Below are 22,271 nucleotides of genomic sequence, written 5' to 3'. Positions count from 1 at the left end.
GAGTACGCGGTCAGGCCGCCTTGTCGCTGCGGGGGATGAGGTCGGCGGCGGCGTCGGCGTGCTCGCGTTGCAGTTCGAGCACCACCGAGGTGTACAGGTCTGAGGTGACGCTTTGGCGGGAGTGGCCGAGGACCGCCTGGACTTCTTTCATGTCAGCACCTCCGCCGCGTAGGAAGGTGGCAGCGCAGTGCCTTAGGTCGTGCAGCCGGATCGGGGGTAAGCCGCTGGTGGCGACGAGCTTGTCGAACCGGTCGCTGATCGTCTGCGGATGCCACGGCTGGCCGTCGGGCCGGACGAAGTAGTAGTTGGTGTCGGGCCATTCGTCGCCGCTGGCCTGCCGCCACCGCTCGCGCATCGCCACGTACTCCTTCTGGGTGACCACGGTTTTCGGCCCGAGAGCGACGGTCCGTTCCCCGGCTCGGCTCTTCACCTTCTTCTTGACCGGCTTGTAGCCGACCGGGGTGATCTGGTCGATGACCGTCAAGATTGCCTCGTCGAGGTCGACGTCCCAGTCGGACAGGCCGCAGCACTCACCGCGCCGCAGCCCACGATGCATGATCAGCTCGAACATCGGATAGAGGACGGCGTCGTGGCGTGCCGCGAAGTCGAGGAACTGTCCGGCTTCCTGCGGTCGCCACACCATTACCGGGCTGGGCCGCTCGCCGGTGGCCTTCCACTTCTCGATCGCTTTCAGCGTCCAGACGCGCGGCGGTGTCGAGTCCTCCGGGTCGAGTTCGACCCCGAGGGCAGGGTTGAACGGGATGAGCCGACCGGGCAGGACGGCGTGGTTGAGCGCGACCCGCAGGGTGGCGAATAGCCGCCGCATGCTGGTGGCGCTACGCGGGCGGATCCCGCGATAGCGGGCACGCACGACGGGATCCGGGCTGGCGCGGCCATCGCGGATTTCGGTGTTACGTGCCTCCAACGCCGTGAACATGGCCTGGACGTGGCTGATCCGCAGCTGCTGCAGCGGGATGTCGCCGAGGTGCGGGACGAGGTAGAGGCGGATGTCGTCGGCGTAGCCGCGCAGCGTCTTCTCCGACAGGCCACGGCGTCCGGCCAGCCAGTCGTTGAGGTATTGGCCGGTGGTGACCTCGACCGATGCGGGGACTCCGGCGCGGACACGGGCGGCGACGTCGTCGCGGCTGGGCAGCGGGTCGCCGCTCTTGCAGGCGTGCAGCATGTCGCCGATCTGCAGGGCGGTGATGGTGTCGTCTGCGGCGATGTCGAGCAGCGACCGGACGTGGTCGAGTTCGGCGCGTGCCTCGTCTTTGCCGTCGAAGCCGCTGCGCCGCATCGGGCGGCGATGGGGTCCGGCGGTGGGCAGTTCGATCTGGTAGCCCCACACGCCGTGGGTGGTGCTCCACGCCCCGCCGGGGCGGCGCAGCTTCGGACACTTGTTGTTGAGCCGTTTCTTGGTGACGGGATCTTTGCAGGTGCACCGCTTGGTGATGGATCCTTCGCTGCTCACGTTTCTCCTTGCTCCGATGGCGGTTGGCCAGGCGTTACGACGCATCTGATTGCGTCGTGGTGATCCACGCTTGCCATCGCGGACGTGGTCAAGTCGTGGCCGTCGGGGGGTATGCCGAGGGCGGTGAGGATGCCGGCGACGGGCACCCGGAAGCGGGCACCGACCGCGATGACCGGTGCCGGGAACTCGCCGGTCCGGGCGAGGTCGTAGGCCTGGGCCCGTCCTATGCCGAAGATGCGTCCGGCCGTGGGTAGATCGGTGATGACACCGAGCGCGCGGATCCGTTCCTCGGTCCAAACCGGGCCACCGGCGGTGACGTCGTCTTCCGAGGGCTGCTGGCGCGACGTCACCGTGAATTCCTCCTCGCCGCGCGGCAGGCCGGCGCCGCGACGCAGGGATCGGGCGGCCCTACCGACATGTCGGTGGGCGGATCGTCGAGGCCGGTGAAGCGGTGCGCACCGAGGTGCCGCATCCGCTGCACGTCGGCGTCGATGCCGGCGAGCCGGGGGAACTCGGCGGCCAGGCGTACCGTGGCGGCGGCGTGCGCGGCGGCCGCGTTGTCGGCGCTGACCATGGTCGCGAGCCGGGCGTCGGCGCTGATCTGGTAGATCCCGCCGACGGGATAGCCGGGGCAGGCCTCGGTCCGGCGGTAGGTCAGGCCGGTCAACGAGCGGCGGGCGGGCTGATCGGTGGGGACGGTGATCGCGCCGGGCTGGGTGAGGTAGCCGGCGCGTAGCCGGCCGAGCGCGGCGACGAGCTGCCCGACGCCGGCTTGGACGGCGTACCGGTTGTTGGGTGCGGTGATGGTGACGGTGACCGGCACGCTGACGGCGACGGCCCACCGGTACGGCAGGACCTGCAGGCCGAGCCGGGCCAGCAGGTCGGTGCCGTCACGGTGGTTCAGGGCGCCCCGGGCGACGAGGGCGCGGATCTCCGCCCGGATGGTGCCGGCGGTGATCGTGGCGTCGTCGGTGCTGGGGCGCAGCAGGGTCGCGAAGGGACGATGGTGCAGGGTGGACTCGTCGGTCCTGGTCATGGGATGCCTTCCGGGAACGAGAAAGCCGGGCGGGCACCCCCTGCGAAGAGGGCGCCCGCCCGGCGAGCGAAACGAAACGGGAAGATCAGCGGCCGTCTTCGTCGTGACACGCGCTGATCGGTGTGGTCCGACGACACGGCCTGTACGCGACGCAAAGGCCTGGTCGAAGTGGTGTGGCAGTGCACTTGAACTGTTCGGCAAGGGCGCGGTTCATGGTGTCGCGCCGGATCGGATCCGGTGTCGGCGCGCGGATCTCGCACGCCGCCGCACCACTTGTCAGGAGTAAGACATGGATGTTGTGAGCGCTGACTCGCCACCCACGGTCGCCGCCGAGCCGGTCGAGTCGGCAGCACCGGCGCAGACAATCACGATCGATCCGGAGGACGAGCACGTGGTGCCAGAGGCTCTGTCCCGGCTCGTCGCCTCCGCCCGGTTCACGCTGCGGGCGATGGAGGTCAACGCGATCTATCCGCCGCTGGATGCCGTGGCCGCGATGGAGCAGACCACGGAGGTCCTGCACCGGGTCGGCGGCCACCTCGATCTGTACGTGGGTGACTTCTCCACCGCCGGAGGCAAGGCGATGGGGAGGGCACGTGACCTGCTGCGGCAGGTCCGATCGGAACTCAGTGACGCCCGCAACCACCTCGCGATCGACAGCGAGTCATCGCCGATGACCGCCGTGGAGCCGGTCGGGGTGTAATCGCCCCCACGGAAGAGATGGGATCGCCGGCACCTGGTGCGGGCGATCCCATCCCCGGTTCGGATTTCCTGCCTGGAAGGCGGCGCACCAGACTTTCGGCTAGGAGCCACCGCCTCGGCTGTGGCTATGCAGCCGAGATATCTCTCCTTTCGGTGCGATACCGCCACGCAGCCAGCCCGGGGCTACTCACGAGCCCACCGATCCGGACATAGCAGGATGCGCAGCGCGACCGCGGCCTGCTGCCAGACCACGCCGTTGCCGAGCACCCGCAGCGCCCCGGTGCGCGGCAGGTCCATGCCGGTGACCCAACCCTGATCGAGGCCCATCAACCATTCGACGAAAGGCGGGGCCAGCACCGGCCGTCCGTGTTTGCCCGGCTGGGTCGGTTCCGGCACCGGCCTACCCAGCAGGACCTCCCACCGCGCGACCGCCAGGGCGTAGACACCCCACCGCTGTTCGTCGGGTTCGCCGAGCGCGGCGACCGCGGTGACCAGATCGGCGCCGCCGTCGCCGTGCACACAGATGCCGTGCCCGTCGCTGGCCCGTGGAGTGGGCAGCATCCGGACGCGGACGGCCGCCGACGGCAGGGTGAGATCGCCGTGGCTGCCTCGCTGCCCGGGACAGCCCTTCTCCCCGTCGGTGGCGCGCGGGGTCGGCAGTAGCAGCACTTGCGACAGCGGTGGCCGGAACCCTTCGCCGGCACGCCGGCCAGGGGTGCCGGTGTCGCTGGCCCGCGGTGTCGGCAGCAGCCGGGTGGCGTCGGTCAGGGTGTGACCGACGTGCCCGGTTGCCGGTTTGGTGCGTCCGGCGGTGGCGTTGGCCGAGCTGCGGCTGTCGGCCACCGTCGGGGTCGGCAACAACCTGCCGGCCAGCTGCGCCAAGCCCGGCCGGCGGACCGCCCCAGCCGACACGGACTTGTTCGAGCCGTAAGTGACGGCGGTCGGGGTGGGCAGCAGCGGATTGCGGCTACCGCCCGGCTCGATCAGGTCCGGCAGCCCGTACGGGTGGCCGGGCCCTTTGCCGTCACGAGCGCACGGCGTCGGCAGCACCGGCCCCGGCGAGGTCGCGCCGGATGGCCAGCAGGAACAGCCGATCTCTACGGTGGGCGGCACCGACGTCGGATGCGCGTAGGCATATCCACCTTGAGTCGTACCCGCTCGCGGCCAGGTCGGCATGGACGACGTCGAAGCCACGCCGGAGGAGCGCGGCCACGTTCTCCACGAACACCAGCGGGGGTAGAAGCGCGCGAATGGCGTCGGCGACCGCCGTCCAGACGCTGGAATGCCGGCCGGTGATGCCGGCGCGTTTCCCCGCGTTGGAGATGTCCTGGCAGGGGAACCCGGCGGTGACGACGTCGACCGGCTCGATCGTGCTCCAGTCGACGGTGCGGATGTCGCCGAGGTTGACGACGCCCGGCCACCGCTCGGCGAGGACTTTCTGGGCGTGCGGGTCGGTCTCGGCGTACCAGCAGAGCCGACCGCCGAGGACCGCTTCGACGGCGAGGTCGAGCCCGCCGAACCCGGTGCAGAGCGATCCGATCCGGAGTTGCCCGGAACCGGCTGCGGACGGCTCAATCACGCCACCTCCCGCAGCCCGACCCGGTTCCCGGATCCCTGTACGGCGAGCAGCAACAGCGCCGATCTCTGGATGCCGGCGCCCAGCGAGAGAAATCGGGCGAGGGGTCCGGTCACGTAACCACCCCGCCCTCGGTCGGTGCCTGAAACACCAGGACGTCCTCGTGCGCGATCAGGTGCATCGGCGTACCGGCCCGGCGTGCCTTCCGGACCGCCTGCAGCTGGAAGAAGCTGGGCCGGGCGACCAGTTGGTCGTCACGGACCGCTGCCAGCAGTGCCACGCACCGGTCCACCGGGATGAGCCCGGCCCGCACACCGGCGCCGATGACCGCGGACGGCAGGTCGACGAGCTGGCCGTGTTTGCGCCACGGCCGGGCAGTCACCACCACCACACCGCCCGGGCGCAGCAGCGTGCGGCAGCCGGCCAGGATCAAGGCGAACCCGTCGGCCAGCCCGGTCAGGTCGCGGTAGGCGAGATTGCCGCGGTCGGTGCCGTCGTTGTAGGAGTTGTCGGACTTGCGGACCCCGCCTTCGCCGGGCTCGACCAGGCCGTGCACCGTCGGCCCGTACGGCGGACTGGTCACCACGAGAGCCGCCTGTCCGGTCAGAGCTGACGGGACCAGCGACAGGATGCTCGTGGAGTCGCCGCGGATCACCGAGGCCCGTCCGGTCGCGCCCTGGGTGTGGGCGTGCTTGATGTTGGCGTCGGCGATGTCCGACCAGCGCGACTCGTACTCGATGCCGAACGCGTCACGGCCGGCATGCACCGCCTCGACCAGGGTGGTACCGATCCCGCACATCGGGTCCAGCACCAGGTCGCCTGGCTGGGTGTAGTGCTCGATCGCGTGCGCGGCGATCGCCGGCAGCATCCGGGCGGGGTGCTTGACCGACTCGGCCGTGTAGCGGCCCTTGCGCTGGACCGGCCCGGTGGACTGGGCAGTCGCCCACACCGACAGCCCGTCCGGCCCGACGGCGCGATGCTGAGCGTCGTAGGCGCGGTGCCGCCCGCCGGCTCCCGGCCGGGCGCCAGCGGTATCGGGCTGGGTGCCCGGACCCTGCGGTGAACGGTGCTTAGCCACGGCTACCACCGCCCCACCGGCCGCGCGTGCCGGAGCGCGGCGCTGGCCGGTCGGTCTGGCTGAACACCAGTAGGTCGGCGTGCACCCGCAGATGTGCGGCCTGCCACTGGGTGCTGTCGGCCAGGGCGAGCAGTTCCTCGTCGGTGACGTGGTAGATGAACGTGTCGCCGTCGGTGTCGGCGGCGACGGCGACGATGTGCTGCAGGTAGCCGAGCCGGACCCCGGCGGCGGCCTGCACGACAGGTGTGAAGTCCTCCGGGATCGGCGGGGTGCCGGCCGGGACGGCGACGACGAGGATGAGGCAGCCGCCGGGACGCAGCAGCTGCGCGCAGGCGGTCAGCAGCCACGCCAGGCGGACCCGGTTGGCGGCGTCGCCGCTGTCGAGCGGCCAGCGGGCGACGACCAGACTGGTCGCCCCATGCAGGGAGCCGTCGGCCGGAACCTCCGTGTTCGGGGTACCGGCGGGGTGTAGGTCCGGGTCGGTGAGGTCGTCACCGAACCAGGCGCTCAGTTCCGGCAGATCCTCGTCGTCCTCACCGGCGCCGTCGCCGGTGAGGAGGGTGGCGGTGTCGACCGAATGCGCCGGGGTGGCCGGGCCGATGATCAGGCTGGACGCGTCGGTGAACCAGGCCGGGTGGTGCAGTCGGCCACCGGCCGTGCAGGCCTGGGTGAGGGAGTGGCCGTCGGTGAGGTCGACGACGATCTCACCGGGGCGCGAGTAGGCGGCGATCAGCCGGGCCGCGAGCCGGGCGCCGATGCTGCGGCCGGCGTCGGCGTCGGTTCGGGCGGTACGCCAGACGGTGATCGGGACCGGCGGGTCGCCGGCGATCAGGTCGGTCGGGGCCGCGTCGAGCGCGGCCGGGTCGGCGGAGGCGGACGGGTCGGTGTGGTGCTGCGGCGTGTGCTCGCTCATGAAGTGGCTGGGCTCCGCGCCGCGCCGTGATGCGCTGACACCCTCAAACCGGGTTTTGTGCGCTGTGGCGAACACTCGCCGGTCTGACGCTTTTCTGACGCCGCCCGCATGCCCAGAACGCCGGGCACGTCGGCGCGGGCTGTCAGGCGTCTGTCAGACGCGGCGAGTCCCGCGATAGGCCGCTGTCAGATTCTTGTTAGCCGTTGGCACCCCAACGACTGACACGACACCGCGACGAGTAAGTGCAGGTCAACGCCGGTTTGTCAGAACAGTGTCAGACGGGCGTCAGATAGACGCGGGCCGGCAGAGGGCGCCGCTTCGCCGTGCAACCACCTCGCCCGTGAAAGCTGACCTGCGGTGTTGGAACAGTGTCAGCCGCTCGTGGCGCAATCAGCGACATGCCGTGCACGGCCGGGCCCTCGACGGGCACGGCCCCTCGGCGAGCCCACCGCCTTGATTCCAGGAGTTCACCCGCATGAATGCCACCGACTGGCCCGACTCGCCGCTGGACGCCGTCGACGCCGCCTTCCACGCGTTGACCTCCGGACCGCAGCCGCTGTTGCTCGACCTGGAGCCGTTACGCGACGGCACCGACCTGCCCACCGGCAGGCCCAGCCTGCCTGCGCTACGGCGTTGGCTGCTCAAGCACCCGCGCTCCTACGAGGCACGCGACGCTGTCTGGCGCGAGCTGATCCGCCGCGCCCGCCTCGACGGCCCGGCCTGGGTGATCGCCGCGACCGCTCTCGCGTTGCCGTCGCTGCGCCGCTACGCCGGTCAGCTGCGCCGCGGCTGGGGCGGCGACGCCTACGATCTGGATGCCGAGATCCTCACGGGTTTCCTAACCGCGCTGCGCGACCGGGTCGATCTGGCCCGGCCGGCGCCGTACGCGTCGCTGTGCCGGGCCGCGTGGCGCGCCGGCCACGAGCTGCACCAGCGCGACGGCGCCGAAGCGATCCCGCTCCCGGAGGAGATCCTCGAACATGTCACCGGGCCGCGGACCCCGCGACGGCCGTGGGGGCATCCGGACCTGCTGGTACGCCGCGCTGTCGAACTCGGCATCGTCGACGCGGAAGACGAACAGCCCTACATCGATCTGCGGCTCGGCAACCGGGCTATCGAGCCGATCGCAGCCCGCCTCGGCCTACCAGTCGCCACCCTGCGCCGCCGCGTCGAACGCATCGACGCCCGCATCGCCGAAGCCGTCAGCGACGGCATGCTCGAGGAAGCCACCTCGCCGCAGCTGCGCGAAAAGCTGGAACAACGCGCCAAGCAGCGCGCCCGGATCCGCGCCGGCCGCACCGCCGCACCACAGCGGCTCATCGCCGCCTGAGAACCTTTCGCACCACCAGCCAGCGGGCCCGACGCCTTCGTCGGGCCCGCTTCCTTCTGCGGCGCACACGCCGGGCCGCGGTCAAGGCCACCCGCGTCGGCGCAGCGGCAGGACCCGCCCCGGCCCGGTAACGTCCACCGACGCGCTGCCGGCCGGCGGCGGCCGGGGGAATGCCCGGCGAACCGGCATCGCGGCCCCCACCGCTGAAGACGGCCACGCTGCCCCGTCCCGCCCGCTCGCATGTCCTGGTGCCGCGACGGGTTGTCGGCCTCACCGCAGCCAAGCGGGATGACGGCCTCGACTGTCGCAAACCGGCAACACACGGGCGCGGTCAACGGTTTCAGGCTCGCGGCCGCCTCGCACGGCTCTGACAGCGGCCTTGCACCTCGTCGCTGTCAGTCCCTTGTCAGCCGCCATGCCATCCACCGGCTGCCAGGAAAGCGGCCCTGACCTGCACTGTCAGAGCCGTTAGAAACCTGTCAGTCCCGTGTCAGACAGCCAAGTGTTCGCCACAGCGCACAAACCCCGGTTTGAGGGTGCGGAACCGCCACGGCACCGGAAACACCGGCGCCCGGTCTCCGCCCGCCGCCGAGCCCCGAGCCTTCGAGGGCCGGGCGACGTGAGCCCGGGGACGTTCTCGGGTGCCGCGCCCTTGATGCGCTGACACCTCATCACTTGCGAACCCGAACAGGGAGGACGAGCTCCTCCCGAGACAATCCCGGCTCACCTCGCCTCCGTCCCTTCGCCTCGGACGCCCGGCGGCGGCCCTTTCCGCCGTTTCGAGCAATCGCCGCGCACCCGCCTGCTGGTGGGTGCGCGGCGGGAGGTGACCACTCATGTCCCGCACGCCGCGGGCACGTCTGCGTGCCCCGAACACCCACCTACTGACTACCGCCCGCCGGGCCGTCCGCTACGTCGCGCCGCCGGGCGCGGCCGCACTGATCCTGCTCACCCCGGCCGCCGCGCACGCCGATCCCGGCACCGTGATCCTGGCGGCGAACAGCCTGCCGCAGGTCGTGTCGAACATGCAGGTCTGGATCATGGGCATCCTCGCCGCCGTCGCCACCCTCTTCGCGGTCCTCGCCGGGGTGTACTGGGCGACCGCCGGCGGAGACCCGGCCCAGGTCGACAAGGCCAAGGGAGCGCTGCGTAACGCGCTGGTCGGCTACGGCCTGGCCGTGCTCGCCCCGATCCTGCTGCAGGTCGTCCAGGGCATCGTCGGGGGCTGATCATGGGCTGGCTCGACCCGATGGGCTGGCTGGACGGCATCCTGGACTGGTTCGCCGAACTGCTGCTGGACAGCCTCAACACCATGATCGCGGTGATCACCGACGTTCTGCTGATCACGCCGAACGTGACCGGGCTGCCGCAGGTGCAAGCCCTGACCGGCCGCGCCGTCTGGATCGTCGACACGGTGTTCGTGCTCGTGTTCCTCGCCGCCGGGGTGCTGACCATGACCAACCAAGGCGACGAACGTTCCCGCTACACCGTCAAGGACCTGATCCCGCGCTGCGTGGTCGGGTTCATCACCGCCCACTTCTCTCAGTTGATCGCCGGCCAGATGATCGACCTGGCCAACGCGCTCACCGGCGCGCTGACCGAACAGAACTGGGACTCCGACGGCGCGTTCCAGGCGATGCGCACTCACGTCACCACCGCCGGCGAAACCGGGGGGATCCTGTTCCTGGTCTGTGTGTCGATCATTTTGTTCCTGATGGCCGCCACCGGCTGCTCGGCGATCGTCCGGTTCGCGGTCGCGCTGGTGTTGACCGCCGGCGCCCCGATCGCGCTGGCGTGTCATGCACTGCCGCAGACCGATCCGGTCGCCCGGCTGTGGTGGCGGTCCTTCGTCGGGGTTCTCGCGGTTCCGATTTTGCAGGGTTTCGTGTTGTTCGCCGCCCAGTGGATGCTGCTGGACCCGCAAGCCATGCTGCCGCTGCTCGGCCTGCCGGTCGAGCCCGGCAGCGTGTTCAACCTGTTCGTCGTCATGGTCCTGCTGTGGACCTGCGTGAGGGTGCCGGGCTTGGTGCGCCGCTATGCCACCGAGGGCGGGCGCGGTAGCAACTTCCTCGGCGCCGTGGTGCGGGTCGTGGTCGTGCAGCAGATCAGCCGGGCCCTGCCCGGCATCGGGAGGGCGTTCCGATGACCGACCGCCGAGATTCCGAGGTCGTGCGGGCGAGGATGCCCGCCGACGTCGACGCCGCCGACAAAGTCGCCTACGGCTTGACCTTTCGCCAGCTCGCGATCCTCGCCGTCGCCGCGGTCTGCGGCTACGGCGCCTGGAACGCCTTACGCGATGTTGTCCCGATTCCTGTGCTGGTCGGCGGCGCCGTAGTGCTGGGCGGTCTGGTGTTCGGCCTCGCGGTCGGCCGCCGTGACGGACTGCCGTTGGATGTGTGGCTGCTCGCGGCGTTCCGGCATTCCCGCGCCCCGCGAGCGCTGTCGACCACCGACACCACCGCCAAGGTTCCCGACTGGGTGGAGACACCGAAGTCGAAGGTCATGCTGCCGGCGCCGCTGAAGCTGCCCGCCGGCGCGATCACCGACGACGGTGAGATCACCCTCGGTGGCGCCCGAGCGGCGATGGTGGCCGCGACCAGCGTCAACCTGGCGCTGCGGACCACCGACGAGCAGGCCGCCCTGGTCGACACGTTCGGCCGCTGGCTCAACTCGTTGTCGACGGCGACGCAGATCGTCGTGTCGGCGCAGCCGGTCGATCTGCACTCGCATGCCCGCACTCTCGCCGAAGCGGCCGACAGCCTGCCGCATCCGGCGCTGGCCTACGCGGCCGCCGACCACGCCCGGTTCCTCGACGACCTCGCCGAACGCCGCGATCCGCTGCGCCGGCAGGTCCTGATCGTCACCCGCACCAGCGCGGGGGAACGCGGCGACCACGCTGCCCGCCGCCGCGCCGACGGCACCGTCCGTGCCCTCAGCGGGTTGGGCGTCACCACCCGCGCCCTCGACGGGCACGCCGCCACCGCCGCCCTCGCCGCGGCGGCCGACCCCTACCGGCCGCCGCGCCCCGGCGGGCTGGCCGCCCCCCACACCGTCATCACCGGCCCCGCGCCGGCCGCACCCCGGAGAAAAGCATGAAGACACTGACCCGCAAACGCGGCAGCACCCCACCCGAGGAGCCCGCAAGCCCGACCTCGTCGCTGGCCGCCGCCGCCGCGCCCGCCTCCGTTGAGGTCACCCCCCGCTACCTGCGCGTCGGCGACGGCTACGCCGCCACCCTGGTGGTCACCGGCTACCCGGCCGAAGTCGGCCCAGCCTGGCTCGAACCGCTACTCAGTTGGCCGGGCAGACTCGACCTGGCCCTGCACATCGACCCGATCCCCGCCCCGACCGCGGCGGCCCGGCTCCGGACCCAGCGGGCCCGGTTCGAGTCGTCACGGCGCTCGGACGCGGCGAAAGGCAAACTGGCCGACCCGTACGTCGAAGCGGCTGCCGACGACGCCGCCGACCTCGCCGAACGCCTGGCCCGGGGGGTGTCGAAACTGTTCCGGGTCGGGCTGTACCTCACGGTGCACGCCCGCACCGAGGCCGAACTCCTCGAAGCATGCGCGCAGGTGAAAGCGGCTGCGGCGTCGACGCTGATCGAGGTGCAGCCGGCCACCTGGCGGCACCTGCCCGGCTGGACCACCACCCTGCCACTGGCGGCGGATTCGCTGCAGATGCGCCGGACCATGGACACGCAAGCGCTGGCTGCGGCGTTCCCTCTGGCGTCGGCGGACCTGCCGGCGCCGTTACCCGGCGACCCCGCGACTAACGGCGGGGTGCTCTACGGCATCAACCCGGACTCCGAAGGCATCGTCTGGTGGGACCGCTGGAGCCAGGAGAACTACAACAGCATCGTGCTGGCCCGCTCCGGCGCCGGGAAGAGCTACTTCGTCAAACTCGACGTTCTGCGCCAGCTGTACCAGGGGGTGCGGGTCGCCGTCGTCGATCCCGAGGACGAGTACCTGCGCCTCGCCGACGCGGTAGGTGGGACCATCGTGCGGCTCGGCGCCCCCGGCGTGAAGATCAACCCGTTGGATCTGCCGGTCGGTGACAGCCGCCCGGACGTGCTCACCCGGCGCGGCCTGTTCCTGCACACGCTGATCGCGGTGCTGCTGGGCGAGGTGCCGCCACCGGCTGAACGCGCGGCCCTGGACCGGGCGATCCTGCAGACCTACCGGCAGGCCGGGATCACCGCCGACCCGGCCACCCACCACCGCCCGGCCCCGCTGCTTGCCGATCTCGCCGCGGTCCTGCATGGCGACGACGATCCGGCCGCCACGCAGCTCGCCGCCCGGCTCGCTCCCTGGGTGGCCGGTTCCTTCGCCGGACTGTTCAACGGCCCGACCACCACCCGCCCTGACGGGCACCTGGTGGTCTGGTCGTTGCGGCAACTGCCCGACGAGCTGCGCACCGTCGGCACGCTGCTCGCGCTGGACGCGATCTGGCGCAGCGTCGACGCTCCCGGCCGAGCCGGGCTCGGTGTACGCCGCCTCGTCGTGGTGGACGAGGCGTGGCTGCTGATGCGCGACGGCGAAGGCGCGAAGTTCCTGTTCAAGATGAGCAAGGCGGGCCGCAAACGCAACGCTGGCCTGTCGGTGATCACGCAGGACGTCGCCGACGTGCTCGGCACCGACCTCGGCCAAGCCGTCGTCAGCAACGCCGCCACCCAGGTGCTGCTCAAGCAGGCGCCGCAGGCCGTCGACAAGGTCGCCGACGCGTTCGGGCTCACCGCAGGCGAGCGGCGCATGCTGCTGTCGGCCCGGGTCGGCCACGGGCTGTTGATCTCCGGGGCGAATCGGACCGCGTTCGAGGCGATCTCGTCGCGGGCCGAACACGCCCTGGCCACCACGAAGCCGTCCGACCTGGCAGGCCTCGACGACCAGGAGGCCGACCTGTGAGCCCACCCCTGCTGTCGCCCTCCACTCCGGCGCCTGGTCCTTCGGGACCGGGCGCCGATGTCATTGTGCCTCCGAGCGCGCCCGCGCAGTGGATCCTCGACGCCGCAGCGTGGGCGATCCAGCGGCCGTGGCTGCTCGGCGTCGCCGCGGGACTGCTCATCGCATACATCGCCGGGCAGAACATCCTGGCCGGGTGGCGGCACCGCCGCCATGCCGAAGGCGCCCGGCTGGTCACGGTCGCGCCGCCGCCGGAGGTCGACGCCGCCTCCGCGGCCGCGTTGTGGGCGAACCTACACGGCACCCTCACCCCGTCGGTGAAACGGCGGCTGCTTTACGGCAGCCCGCACGTGGTGTGGCAGTACACGTGGAACGGCCGCCAGCTGATCATCAGCGTGTGGGTGCCCGGCACCGTGTCGCAGGGCGCGGTCGAGGCCGCAGTCCGTGCCGCCTGGCCGGGCGCGGCCTGCACCACCAGCAACGCAGCGCCGCCGATCCCGCTCGGCATGCCGCAGGCCACCGGCGGGCACCTGCTGCCACAGGCCGCGGAATGGCTGCCGTTGAACACCGACCACGACAACGACCCGCTGCGAGCGTTGATGTCGGCCGGCTCGCAGCTCAAGAACGACGAGTACGCCTGCGTGCAGGTCCTCGCCCGCCCGGCCCCACCGAGGCGGGTGGCTCGGGCACGCAGGGCGGCCGGACGGCTGCGCGACGGAAAGACCGCGATACCGGCGATCAACCCGGCAGCGCCGCTGCTGTTCCTGCTGGAGATCTTTCTGCCTGGCCGCAGCACACCCGCCCGCAGCACCACCCCTGCGGCCCGGCGGGATCCGGGCGTCGAACGCGATGTCCGCGCGATTCTGGACAAGACCGTCCACAGCCTGTGGACAGTCGGCATCCGTTACGTCGTGGCCAAGGACAACGAACGCGGCGGCGTCCACGCCCGCGACCGGTTACGGGGCATCGCCGACACGATCGCCTCCGCGTACGCCGTCTACGCCGGCCGCAACCGCCTCGCGCATCGCACCCGGATGGGCCAGCCGGTGGCCGTGGTCGCGGCCCGGCGCCTCGGCGCCGGGTTCCTCGCCTCCACCCCCGAACTCGCCGTCCTGGCCGCGCTGCCGCGGGATCTGGCCGTGCCAGGCCTCGATCGGGCGCGGGCCAAGTCGATGCCCGCGCCGGTGGCGGTCCCTGCCGGCGGGCGTGGGGTAAAGGTGATCGGCGACGCCGAAATCGGCGGCCACCCGGTCGCTGTGGCGGTCTCGGACGCCCGCTATCAGATGCACGTGGTCGGCGCGACCGGATCGGGCAAGACAACGCTGCTGGTGAACATGGCCGTCGACGACATCAAAGCCGGACGCGGCACCGTGGTGATCGACCCGCACGGCGATCTCGTGCTGGACATCCTCGACCGTCTGCCTGCCTCGGTCGCGGATCGGGTGGTGCTGTTCGACCCCGATCAGCCCAACCCGCCTACCATCAATCCCCTCGAGGGCGACGACCCGGACCTGGTGGTCGACAACATCGTGTCGATCTTCGGCAACATCTTTGCCAAGGCGTGGGGGCCGCGGATGGACGACGTCATGCGCGTCGCCTGCCTCACCCTGCTCAAGCACGCCAACGTGACGCTGCAGCACATCCCGCCGCTGCTCAACTCGGCGCAGTTCCGGTCGGCGATGACCGTCGGACTGGACGACCCGGCCGGCTTGTCGGGGTTCTGGCAGTGGTACGACTCGCTCAACCCGGCCCTGCGTTCGCAGGTCATCGGCCCCGTGCTGGCTCGGCTGCGGTCGTTCCTGCTGCGTGACTTCGTCAAACGCACCATGCGCTACCCGAAGTCCAGTTTTGACATGGGCAAGGTCCTCGACGGCGGCGCCCTGCTGGTGCGCATCCCGAAAGGGCAGCTGGGGGAGGACACCAGCAAACTGCTCGGCTCTCTGATCCTGGCGCAGGTGTGGCAGGCCGCCACCGCCCGCGCCACCATCGAGCCGGACCGGCGCCGCGACGCCACGCTGATCATCGACGAGGCACAGAACTTCCTCACCCTCGCCAGCAGCCTGGACAGCATGCTGGCCGAGGCCCGCAAATATCGGCTGTCAATGGTCCTGGCGCATCAGGACCTGGCCCAGTTCCCGAAGGACCTGCTCGCCGCGGCGTCGGCGAACGCGAGGAACAAGATCTACTTCTCGGTGGCGCCGGAGGACGCCCGCGTCCTGGCCCGCCACACCCAGCCCGAGCTCGACGAACACGACCTCGCACACCTGGACGCCTACACCGCGGCGGCCCGGCTGGTCGTCGCCGGCCGGCAGACACCGGCGTTCACCTTCAAGACCCGGCCACCCAAGCCGATCGTCGGCGAAGCGACCGCCATCCGGCAGGCCGTCGCGACCCGGGTTCCGGCGCAGGACACCAGCGCCATCGACGAACTCGTCGACAAGTTCTCGGCCCGGCCCGACGACGGACGCCAGCAGCGCGGCAAGAACGGTGAGAAGCCGAAACCCTGAGCCCAACACGTTCTGTCAGCATGCCGAAAAGGTCGTCGCCGGCAGATCAGAAAGTCTGTCACAGCAGCTCAGCAGCCTGCGAGCACATCTTCCATTCGGGCTTCACCAGCCCTTCACCACCGAGCATCCCGTCGCCCTGACAGAACCGACGGAAGTGCCCTGTTCCCGCAGCACAGTGCCGCGCAGCGACTCTCGGCGGCCGCTGCGCGTACTCCGACACCCCTCCAACGGAGGGACAACCTCTTCGCCTGAAGGAGCATCACTCGTGTCCACCTCGGACTACTCCGGTTCTGACCCCAATTCCTTCTCTTCCGACTCTCGTCCCTTCTCCTCCTCCGATCCTTCGTTCCCCCGCTCCGGTTCCTCCCGGCCCGCTTCTCGTAGGTCCTCGTTGTCTCGCTTGGACCGCCTCGACCGGTTGCGTCGCCTGACCGCCCGCGACCACCTGCTGCTGGCCTGGCTCGCCGAGCACTACGTGCTGACCACCGGCCAGATCGCCACCGCCCTGTTCCCGTCGCTTCGCTCGGCCCGGCTGCGCCTGTCCGTGCTGCACTCACTGCAGGCTGTGACCCGCTTCGTCGACGTCACCACCGGCGACCGCCAGTACCTGTACACCCTCGGCCCGCTTGGGGTGGTGGTCTACCCGACGCAGTACAACGACCCGCTGCGCACCGACGGCCGCGACCCGCGCTCCAGTGTGGAACGCACCGAACGCATCATCGGCAGCCGCCGCCTGCCGCACCTGCTCGGCACGAATCAGCTGTTCGTCGACCTGCACGCCTACACCCGCACCGATCCGACCGCCCGCCTGCGCCGGTGGTGGTCTGAACAGCACGCCACCGCGGTGTACTCGGCGGTCGCCGCAGCCGCGGCCGGTCCCGGGATCCGCCCGGACGGGCACGGCGTGTGGGAAGCCGGCGACCGGGAGGTCGGGTTCTTCCTCGAGCACGACAACGGCACCGAGACCATCGGCACGGTGCTGCGCAAGCTGCGCGAGTACGACCGACTCGCCGGCGGCGGCCCCCGCTACCCGGTCCTGCTACGCGTGCCCGGCCGCCGCCGCGAACAGCACCTACTCGACGTCCTCGCCGGGGTACAGCTGGCGATGCCGGTCGCGACCGGCATCCACGACGAGCATCCCGCCGGCCCGGTCTGGACGCTGACCCACGACACGGGGCTGCGCCGATGGCTGCACGAGCTGCCGTCCGACCACGGCCCGGAGAACCCGGCCACCAACCCGCACCGCTACTCCGGCGGCGGCACCGTGGCGTAGCCGCGCCCCAGCACGACCGGTCTAACAGTCTGACGAAAGTCCGACAAGAGTCTGACAACCCTGGTCAGAGCAGGTTCTGACGATCATGAAGCGGCCGGTTCTGACAGACCGTGCCGCTACCGTTTCCGGCAACACCTCTCTTGTATATCTCCATCCCGGTCCGGTCCCGCCTACGGAACCACCGCCGCACCGTCCGGTGCCCGCACCCACCGCCCTCTTTGAGGCCGGTCGGCGCCCGCGCCGCGCGGCGACCCCAGGTCGCACCGAACCACCAGCACCACCTCTCCACATCTCTCTGCACCGACTCATGCACCCAGTGGGCCGGTCACTTCCGCGTGCCCGAAAGGTACGCCCGCATCCCAAGGAGGAACCCTTCATGACCACTCACACCGCAGCCCGCAACGGCCAGCGTGTCCCGAACCCGCCGGCCCCGGCTGCCGCCCAGCCCACCAGTAATAGCAAACCGCCGGTCGTCCGGCCGACCGCGACCATCACGGCGATGATCGTGTGCCTGCCCGACGAGCTGTCGCGTGAGCCGTTGACCGCTCACCAGCTCGACCGACACTTCGGTGTCTCCGGCACCCTGCAGCCGAGGTTCTGGGCGAAGCCCAACTTGTACCTGTGGCAGCTGCGCCACCTGATCGGCCGGGTCAAGGCTGTGAAGAACCAGCCCGAGTACTGCGCGGGCGGACCGGCACGACTGTTGCAACTCACCGGCATGCGACACGCCGCCGGTGTCGGTGCGGGCATCCGCCATCAAATCTGGCAGCAGGCCGTGCAGGGCACCCGCCCGGCACAGCCGTGGGTCGACTTCCACACCCGGCACCTCGCGGAGCCGGGCAAGTACAACTACGAGCAGGCCGTCACCGACTTCTGGGGGCAGGCCCGCATCAGCGCGATGCGCGCTCACAACGCGGCCAACGTCGGTGTGCCGCTAGCCATCGACGAGCTGGAGATGCTGCAAGCCGGAGCCACGGCCTACCAGCACTACAGCGCCATGACCGCGATCTGCGGCGACGCGCTACTCACCGCCGAAAGCGCCCAGCTGGCACCCGCCAGCGACGCCTTCGCCGACCGGGTGACCTACCTCGAACAAGCCGTGCGCTACCTGGCCGGCATCGAGAACACCAGCCAGCGACTGGTCGCGGTCTCCCTCTGAAACACCCACGGAACCGGTCCGGTAGCTGCCGCCACGCCCTGAAACCAAGGGACAACGCGACAGCCCGGACCGGTGCCATCCCCTTCGAGCGCGCCCGAACCGGCGCCCCCGAACGCAGATGTCCGCCGAAATCCCTGCCCTACACCACATCGCGAAGGAGAAGAACATGCTCGTCAACCTCACCCCGCACCCCCTGCGATTCTTTCCGGCAGGCACGCCGGACCACATCGACGAGGGCAGCGTGGCACCCCGCTTGGTGCTCGCTCCGTCAGCGCAGCACCGGCCGGCCCGGCTCGGTCAGCAGACAACCGGCGAGTCGGTGACCGTCGTCGACGGTATTACCGTCGACGTGATCACCTTCGGGGACACCGCGACATCTCCCCAGCTGCCGCCGCCGCACGACGGCACCTGGTACGTAGTCTCCCTGGCCGTCGGACTCGCGGCGAACCATCGCGATGACCTACTCGTGCTGCACGAGTACGTGCGCGACCCCAACGGACGCATTGTCGGTGCCCGCAAGCTGGGGCGCCCCGGCAGACCCGCCTGACCTTCGCGATCCGGACCTCCGCGCGACCGGCAGCGACCAGCCGTTTCACCGTCAGACTGCCGCCCACCGGCCGCTACCGGCTCGTCGAGCCGCTCGGCAACGCCACGCCGACAACGCCCCACCTCCATCTGCTGGACGGCGGCCGCACCTCGGCACCCGCCGCGAGCCGGCCTTCGCACCCGCGCTCTAGCGCGCATCACCGCCGAGCGCCCCGGGCCGGGGCTTGCGGTAAAGCCGCGGCCGGCGCCACGGCCGACCTTTCCCTCTTCGTCGGTCACGCAGGTCGTCTGCCATGACCGCGAACGCACCGAGTACGCCCTGCTGTTGAAAACCTTCCCCGGGATCATGCCTGCCCCGTTCCCTGTCCCGGATGACGTCCCGGGGCAGATCGTGCGGGTCCGCCACGGCTTTCCGGATTCATCGAGAAAGGACCCCGAGCCCATGTTCGAGCCCTCCACCGCGATCGCGAACCTGCTGACGGCTGTCGCGTCGAGCCCGGCAACCGCCGACAGCGTGCGGCTGACGACCGCCCGTGCCGCCGACTTCGAGCACCCTGCGGCCGCCCAGCTGACCGGGATCGCTCTCGACCCGGCCAGCCGCGACGCCGCCGACCGGTTCCTGGACACCTACTGGTCGGACGAACAGCGCCAGCGCGACGCTCTCACCACCGCAAGCACCGACCGTGACGTGATCATCGGCAGTGGCTTCCACGCCGCCGTCTACGCCGCGACCCGGGTGCTCGCCGGCCACCGGCGCCCGTTGGTGCTGGAGCGCGACTCCCGCGTCGGCGGTACCTTCGCCATGACCAGCCGACCGGTGTTCTGGCTCAACTCCCGCAACCGTCCGGGCGGCCCCGGCCTGGCCGGCGACCAGACGGCCAACCTGAACTACCTGCCCGGAGCGCCGATCCAGGCCGCGAACGTCTCCGCCGCCGAGTATCAGACGAACACCGACATGGCGTTCGTGATTCGGCTGACCCTGGCCCAGTACGCCGACGTGGTCCCCAACGCCACCGTCATCTCCGTCGGTGAGTACGAATCCGACGACTACTACGGCGACGGCATGCCCGTCGACATCTCCGGAGGCCGCAGCCTGTCGGCCGCGCGGATCATCGACGCCCGTGGTCTGGGCGATCAGGCAGGAGAAAACCTCACCAACGGCACCACCATCATGTCCTTCACACAGTTCATGCAGCAGATGTCCGAAGCGTGGCCCCTGCGGGGTCTGCGCCGGGTCGCCGTCGTGGGCGGCGGCGACGCCGGCAAATGCGCGGTCGAGTCGCTGCTGGGCATCGCCCCGCAGCCGCTCATGGCTGCTGCCGGACTCGACTGGGTGCGGCGCATCGACTGGTACGCCGCAGACCTGCCCACCGACTGCGAGCAGTGGCAGGCCACCATCCGGGGCAGATACCAAGCGATCGGCCGCCACCTGCGTGCCGACCGTTCCGGCGCCGGCCGACTGGCCGTGATCAACCGGCGAGCCAGCATCGTCGATCTGCCCGGCACGGCACTTATCGACGGCACAGGCTACGACCTGGTCGTGCTCTGCACCGGCGCCAGAGAACCGGTCATCCAGGGGTTGGGCGACATCAGCGGCACCGACTTCCACACGGTGCCCGGCGTCGGCGCGGTCGCCCGCAAGTACCTCCAACAGCCGGTCTACCGGGTCGGCCCCCACGCCCAGCTGCCGTTCACCTCACTGGAGCGGGCAGAGGGGATCGCCGCGGAACCCGGCAACAGCGTCGCGATGTTCCGGCTCGGCAGCAAGACAGCAGCTCTCGCGGCGACCCTGCCGTCCCCCGCAGACAGCTGAGCACCATCGCGCACTCACCCGGCAGGCAGCCCAGCCGGACAGAGCCTGTCGCCCGGTGACCGCCGGGCCGGGCCCGCAAACGGCCCGTGTAACCCCGTCGACCGGCCGCGCGAAGGCGCGGCCGGTCTTAGCCCTGTTCTGCGTCATCTCCGCACGCAGGAGGCACTATGCCCCGCTACTGGTTCCGACTCGACGACGTCGCGCCGCTGGCCACACACGCGATCGGCTGCGAACTACACACCACCCGCGCCGGCGCCGACAACGGCCCGGCGCTGGTCTTCTCCAGCGACCGCGACGGCGCAAGGTTGCGTTCCAACGGCAACCCCGCCAGATACGACAACACCGGCCGCGAGCACACCGCCGAGGCCACCGCCTGGCGGCACGCCCCGACCGGACGCACCAGCCATGTGCACCTCAGCGACTACGTGCACGCCTTCCTGTCGCTTACCGGCCCGGTCATGCACCTGATCACCACCGCCCGCACCACCGGCGACAGCTGGATCGGCATCCACCTCGACGCCCGCGACCAGCACCTGATCAGCCCCTACGCCATCCGCACCGCCAGCGGCCTCGCCGACATCGTTCCGGCCACCTGCCGATGGCGGCCCGCCGTGGTCACCTGCGCAGAAACCGGCAGCGTCGACTACCCCGCCCAGGTCCCCGACAGCTACACCACCACCGCCGGACATGCCCTGCCGTGCTTCGACCGGCCCACCATCGCCCGCATCGCCGCCGACCTCGACCAGTTGCATGCCATCGACGCGATGCCCGGCGTCTATCCCATCCTGCGGCTGCGCGGCAACGACCTCATCGTCCTGCAGGAGGTGACCTCCGACGGCAACTGGATCTGGCAGCAGGTCGACCGGCCGCGTCCCGCCCCGGGCGGCTACTACGCCCTCGGCGCCTACCGGTGGGCGTGGGAGACCGTTTCCCAGCCGGTACCACTGCTCGCGACGGTGCGCCACATGCAGGCCGTAGCCCGCCGACGGCTATCCAAACAGGTCAGAAACAGACCCGGGCGGTCGTGATCGCCAGCCTGCGCCGCCGCGGACCTGCCGGGCACGGGCACCAGTCCCCGTCTGCCGCAGCCCGCCCCGCGCGGGCGACTCAGCCGCGTTCCGCTTCTCCGCACCCGCACAAGGAGGTTCCATCCCATGTCACATCGACTGTGGTTCCGGCTCGACGACGTCGTGCCGCTGGCCGAGCACGCCATGCACTGCCTCAGCCACGAACCCGCCACCGGTATCCCCACCGACCTCGGCCCGGCCGGGCCGGCACTGATCTGGACGAGCACCGCCTCACTCGACCTGCTCACTTCCACCGGTCTGCCGACCTGGTACGGCCGCAACGGCACCCTGCACGCCGCCGAAGCACAGGCGTGGCGCGACCCGCACGGCCGCTACCGGCCCGCCGGCCGCGACGGCTACACCACCGCCTACCTGCCGCTGACCAGCAACTCCGGAACCCCCGGCCCGGTCATCAACCTGCTGCGCTCCAGCCTGGACCATGGGAAAGGCTGGCTCACCCTGGACATCGATCCCGGCGACCGGCACCTGATGGACGCCTACCGGGTGCACGTGGTGTCCGACCGCGACGACCTCGTCCCGCAGAACGCGGTCTGGCGGCCCGGCTCGGTGACCTGCCCGCAGGTGGGCGAGCGCATCTACTGGGGCCTGGTCGCCGACTACACCACCACCGGCGGTGACCTGATCGTCCGCTTCACCCGCCACACCGTCGAACAGATCACCGACGACCTACAGGCCCAGCACGCCGCCGCGACACCGGCCGGTCCAGCACGCCCGGGACTGGGCTTCGACGGCGACGTCCTGATCGTCTATCAGCTCGATCCCGGCCACGTGTGGCCGCGCCGCACCACCGACTACCTCATCCCCGACCACGGTGACCGCTACCCGCTCGGCGCCTACGTGTGGCCGTGGCGGTACGCCACCGAGCCGACGCGAGTTACCTGACA

The 22,271-nt window shown here is 70.8% G+C and carries 20 protein-coding genes; 13 read left to right on the top strand and 7 right to left on the bottom strand.

The window, feature by feature from the left end:
- Positions 1–10: 10 nt before the first annotated feature.
- Genes ACQ0O7_RS33590 through ACQ0O7_RS33580 form a run of 3 tightly spaced genes read right to left on the bottom strand, consistent with a single transcriptional unit; the run spans position 11 to position 2,507 of the window.
- On the bottom strand, positions 11–1,471 hold the full coding sequence (locus tag ACQ0O7_RS33590; RefSeq protein ID WP_430788210.1) for a tyrosine-type recombinase/integrase: 1,461 nt from the start codon (positions 1,469–1,471) through the stop codon (positions 11–13).
- Positions 1,468–1,821, bottom strand: coding sequence for a DNA-binding protein (locus tag ACQ0O7_RS33585; protein ID WP_430788208.1), 354 nt, complete (start codon positions 1,819–1,821; stop codon positions 1,468–1,470). Before ACQ0O7_RS33585 ends, ACQ0O7_RS33590 begins: the two co-directional genes overlap by 4 nt.
- Complete coding sequence (locus tag ACQ0O7_RS33580) at positions 1,818–2,507, bottom strand: hypothetical protein (RefSeq protein WP_430788206.1); 690 nt, start codon at positions 2,505–2,507, stop codon at positions 1,818–1,820. Before ACQ0O7_RS33580 ends, ACQ0O7_RS33585 begins: the two co-directional genes overlap by 4 nt.
- 289 nt (positions 2,508–2,796) lie before the next feature.
- On the opposite strand from ACQ0O7_RS33580, the gene ACQ0O7_RS33575 reads away from it, so the two are divergent.
- The gene (locus ACQ0O7_RS33575) at positions 2,797–3,207 is read left to right on the top strand and encodes a hypothetical protein (RefSeq protein WP_430788204.1); all 411 of its coding nucleotides are present in this window, start codon (positions 2,797–2,799) and stop codon (positions 3,205–3,207) included.
- A gap of 182 nt (positions 3,208–3,389) precedes the next feature.
- Here ACQ0O7_RS33575 and ACQ0O7_RS33570 read toward each other — a convergent pair whose 3' ends face one another.
- The 4 genes from ACQ0O7_RS33570 to ACQ0O7_RS33555 all read right to left on the bottom strand — a co-directional run bounded on the left by ACQ0O7_RS33570 (position 3,390) and on the right by ACQ0O7_RS33555 (position 6,773).
- Positions 3,390–4,256, bottom strand: a complete 867-nt coding sequence (locus tag ACQ0O7_RS33570; protein ID WP_430788202.1) for a hypothetical protein — start codon at positions 4,254–4,256, stop codon at positions 3,390–3,392.
- Positions 4,231–4,785: a DNA cytosine methyltransferase gene (locus ACQ0O7_RS33565; RefSeq protein WP_430788200.1), complete on the bottom strand. Its 555-nt coding sequence runs from the start codon at positions 4,783–4,785 to the stop codon at positions 4,231–4,233. Before ACQ0O7_RS33565 ends, ACQ0O7_RS33570 begins: the two co-directional genes overlap by 26 nt.
- A gap of 109 nt (positions 4,786–4,894) precedes the next feature.
- Positions 4,895–5,869 (bottom strand): TRM11 family SAM-dependent methyltransferase, encoded by a 975-nt coding sequence (locus tag ACQ0O7_RS33560; RefSeq protein WP_430788198.1) that lies wholly within the window; start codon positions 5,867–5,869, stop codon positions 4,895–4,897.
- Positions 5,853–6,773: a hypothetical protein gene (locus ACQ0O7_RS33555; RefSeq protein ID WP_430788196.1), complete on the bottom strand. Its 921-nt coding sequence runs from the start codon at positions 6,771–6,773 to the stop codon at positions 5,853–5,855. The genes ACQ0O7_RS33560 and ACQ0O7_RS33555 overlap by 17 nt, the downstream gene beginning before the upstream one ends.
- Positions 6,774–7,248: 475 nt before the next feature.
- On the opposite strand from ACQ0O7_RS33555, the gene ACQ0O7_RS33550 reads away from it, so the two are divergent.
- The 12 genes from ACQ0O7_RS33550 to ACQ0O7_RS33495 all read left to right on the top strand — a co-directional run bounded on the left by ACQ0O7_RS33550 (position 7,249) and on the right by ACQ0O7_RS33495 (position 22,269).
- The gene (locus ACQ0O7_RS33550; RefSeq protein WP_430788194.1) at positions 7,249–8,103 is read left to right on the top strand and encodes a hypothetical protein; all 855 of its coding nucleotides are present in this window, start codon (positions 7,249–7,251) and stop codon (positions 8,101–8,103) included.
- A gap of 836 nt (positions 8,104–8,939) precedes the next feature.
- The gene (locus ACQ0O7_RS33545; protein ID WP_430788192.1) at positions 8,940–9,332 is read left to right on the top strand and encodes a pilin; all 393 of its coding nucleotides are present in this window, start codon (positions 8,940–8,942) and stop codon (positions 9,330–9,332) included.
- A gap of 20 nt (positions 9,333–9,352) precedes the next feature.
- Positions 9,353–10,249 (top strand): conjugal transfer protein TrbL family protein, encoded by an 897-nt coding sequence (locus ACQ0O7_RS33540; protein WP_430788231.1) that lies wholly within the window; start codon positions 9,353–9,355, stop codon positions 10,247–10,249.
- Positions 10,250–10,284: 35 nt separating this feature from the next.
- Positions 10,285–11,199, top strand: a complete 915-nt coding sequence (locus ACQ0O7_RS33535) for a PrgI family protein (protein WP_430788229.1) — start codon at positions 10,285–10,287, stop codon at positions 11,197–11,199.
- Positions 11,196–13,004, top strand: a complete 1,809-nt coding sequence (locus tag ACQ0O7_RS33530) for a VirB4 family type IV secretion system protein (protein WP_430788190.1) — start codon at positions 11,196–11,198, stop codon at positions 13,002–13,004. The genes ACQ0O7_RS33535 and ACQ0O7_RS33530 overlap by 4 nt, the downstream gene beginning before the upstream one ends.
- A 65-nt stretch (positions 13,005–13,069) precedes the next feature.
- The gene (locus ACQ0O7_RS33525; RefSeq protein WP_430788188.1) at positions 13,070–15,508 is read left to right on the top strand and encodes a type IV secretory system conjugative DNA transfer family protein; all 2,439 of its coding nucleotides are present in this window, start codon (positions 13,070–13,072) and stop codon (positions 15,506–15,508) included.
- Positions 15,509–15,899: 391 nt separating this feature from the next.
- Positions 15,900–16,781 (top strand): replication-relaxation family protein, encoded by an 882-nt coding sequence (locus tag ACQ0O7_RS33520; RefSeq protein WP_430788186.1) that lies wholly within the window; start codon positions 15,900–15,902, stop codon positions 16,779–16,781.
- Between the two features lie 376 nt (positions 16,782–17,157).
- A complete protein-coding gene (locus tag ACQ0O7_RS33515) occupies positions 17,158–17,940 on the top strand; it encodes a hypothetical protein (RefSeq protein ID WP_430788184.1) in 783 nt (260 codons plus the stop codon).
- 166 nt (positions 17,941–18,106) lie between these two features.
- Positions 18,107–18,487, top strand: coding sequence for a hypothetical protein (locus tag ACQ0O7_RS33510; protein WP_430788182.1), 381 nt, complete (start codon positions 18,107–18,109; stop codon positions 18,485–18,487).
- A gap of 441 nt (positions 18,488–18,928) precedes the next feature.
- Positions 18,929–20,299: a hypothetical protein gene (locus ACQ0O7_RS33505; RefSeq protein ID WP_430788180.1), complete on the top strand. Its 1,371-nt coding sequence runs from the start codon at positions 18,929–18,931 to the stop codon at positions 20,297–20,299.
- A gap of 167 nt (positions 20,300–20,466) precedes the next feature.
- Positions 20,467–21,327, top strand: coding sequence for a hypothetical protein (locus tag ACQ0O7_RS33500; RefSeq protein ID WP_430788178.1), 861 nt, complete (start codon positions 20,467–20,469; stop codon positions 21,325–21,327).
- A gap of 126 nt (positions 21,328–21,453) precedes the next feature.
- On the top strand, positions 21,454–22,269 hold the full coding sequence (locus ACQ0O7_RS33495; protein WP_430788176.1) for a hypothetical protein: 816 nt from the start codon (positions 21,454–21,456) through the stop codon (positions 22,267–22,269).
- Positions 22,270–22,271 lie beyond the last annotated feature (2 nt).

It is taken from the genome of Actinoplanes sp. G11-F43, from assembly GCF_050589265.1.
Taxonomy (GTDB): domain Bacteria; phylum Actinomycetota; class Actinomycetes; order Mycobacteriales; family Micromonosporaceae; genus Actinoplanes.
This window is presented reverse-complemented; position numbering and strand designations above follow the sequence as displayed.

Excerpts from the sequence above, each read along its gene's own strand:
- ACQ0O7_RS33580 (WP_430788206.1), bottom strand. The coding sequence starts at position 2,507 with ATGACCAGGACCGACGAGTCCACCCTGCACCATCGTCCCTTCGCGACC.
- ACQ0O7_RS33575 (WP_430788204.1), top strand. The coding sequence starts at position 2,797 with ATGGATGTTGTGAGCGCTGACTCGCCACCCACGGTCGCCGCCGAGCCG.
- ACQ0O7_RS33555 (WP_430788196.1), bottom strand. The coding sequence starts at position 6,773 with ATGAGCGAGCACACGCCGCAGCACCACACCGACCCGTCCGCCTCCGCC.
- ACQ0O7_RS33550 (WP_430788194.1), top strand. The coding sequence starts at position 7,249 with ATGAATGCCACCGACTGGCCCGACTCGCCGCTGGACGCCGTCGACGCC.
- ACQ0O7_RS33545 (WP_430788192.1), top strand. The coding sequence starts at position 8,940 with ATGTCCCGCACGCCGCGGGCACGTCTGCGTGCCCCGAACACCCACCTA.
- ACQ0O7_RS33540 (WP_430788231.1), top strand. The coding sequence starts at position 9,353 with ATGGGCTGGCTGGACGGCATCCTGGACTGGTTCGCCGAACTGCTGCTG.
- ACQ0O7_RS33535 (WP_430788229.1), top strand. The coding sequence starts at position 10,285 with ATGCCCGCCGACGTCGACGCCGCCGACAAAGTCGCCTACGGCTTGACC.
- ACQ0O7_RS33530 (WP_430788190.1), top strand. The coding sequence starts at position 11,196 with ATGAAGACACTGACCCGCAAACGCGGCAGCACCCCACCCGAGGAGCCC.
- ACQ0O7_RS33515 (WP_430788184.1), top strand. The coding sequence starts at position 17,158 with ATGACCACTCACACCGCAGCCCGCAACGGCCAGCGTGTCCCGAACCCG.
- ACQ0O7_RS33510 (WP_430788182.1), top strand. The coding sequence starts at position 18,107 with ATGCTCGTCAACCTCACCCCGCACCCCCTGCGATTCTTTCCGGCAGGC.
- ACQ0O7_RS33505 (WP_430788180.1), top strand. The coding sequence starts at position 18,929 with ATGTTCGAGCCCTCCACCGCGATCGCGAACCTGCTGACGGCTGTCGCG.
- ACQ0O7_RS33500 (WP_430788178.1), top strand. The coding sequence starts at position 20,467 with ATGCCCCGCTACTGGTTCCGACTCGACGACGTCGCGCCGCTGGCCACA.
- ACQ0O7_RS33495 (WP_430788176.1), top strand. The coding sequence starts at position 21,454 with ATGTCACATCGACTGTGGTTCCGGCTCGACGACGTCGTGCCGCTGGCC.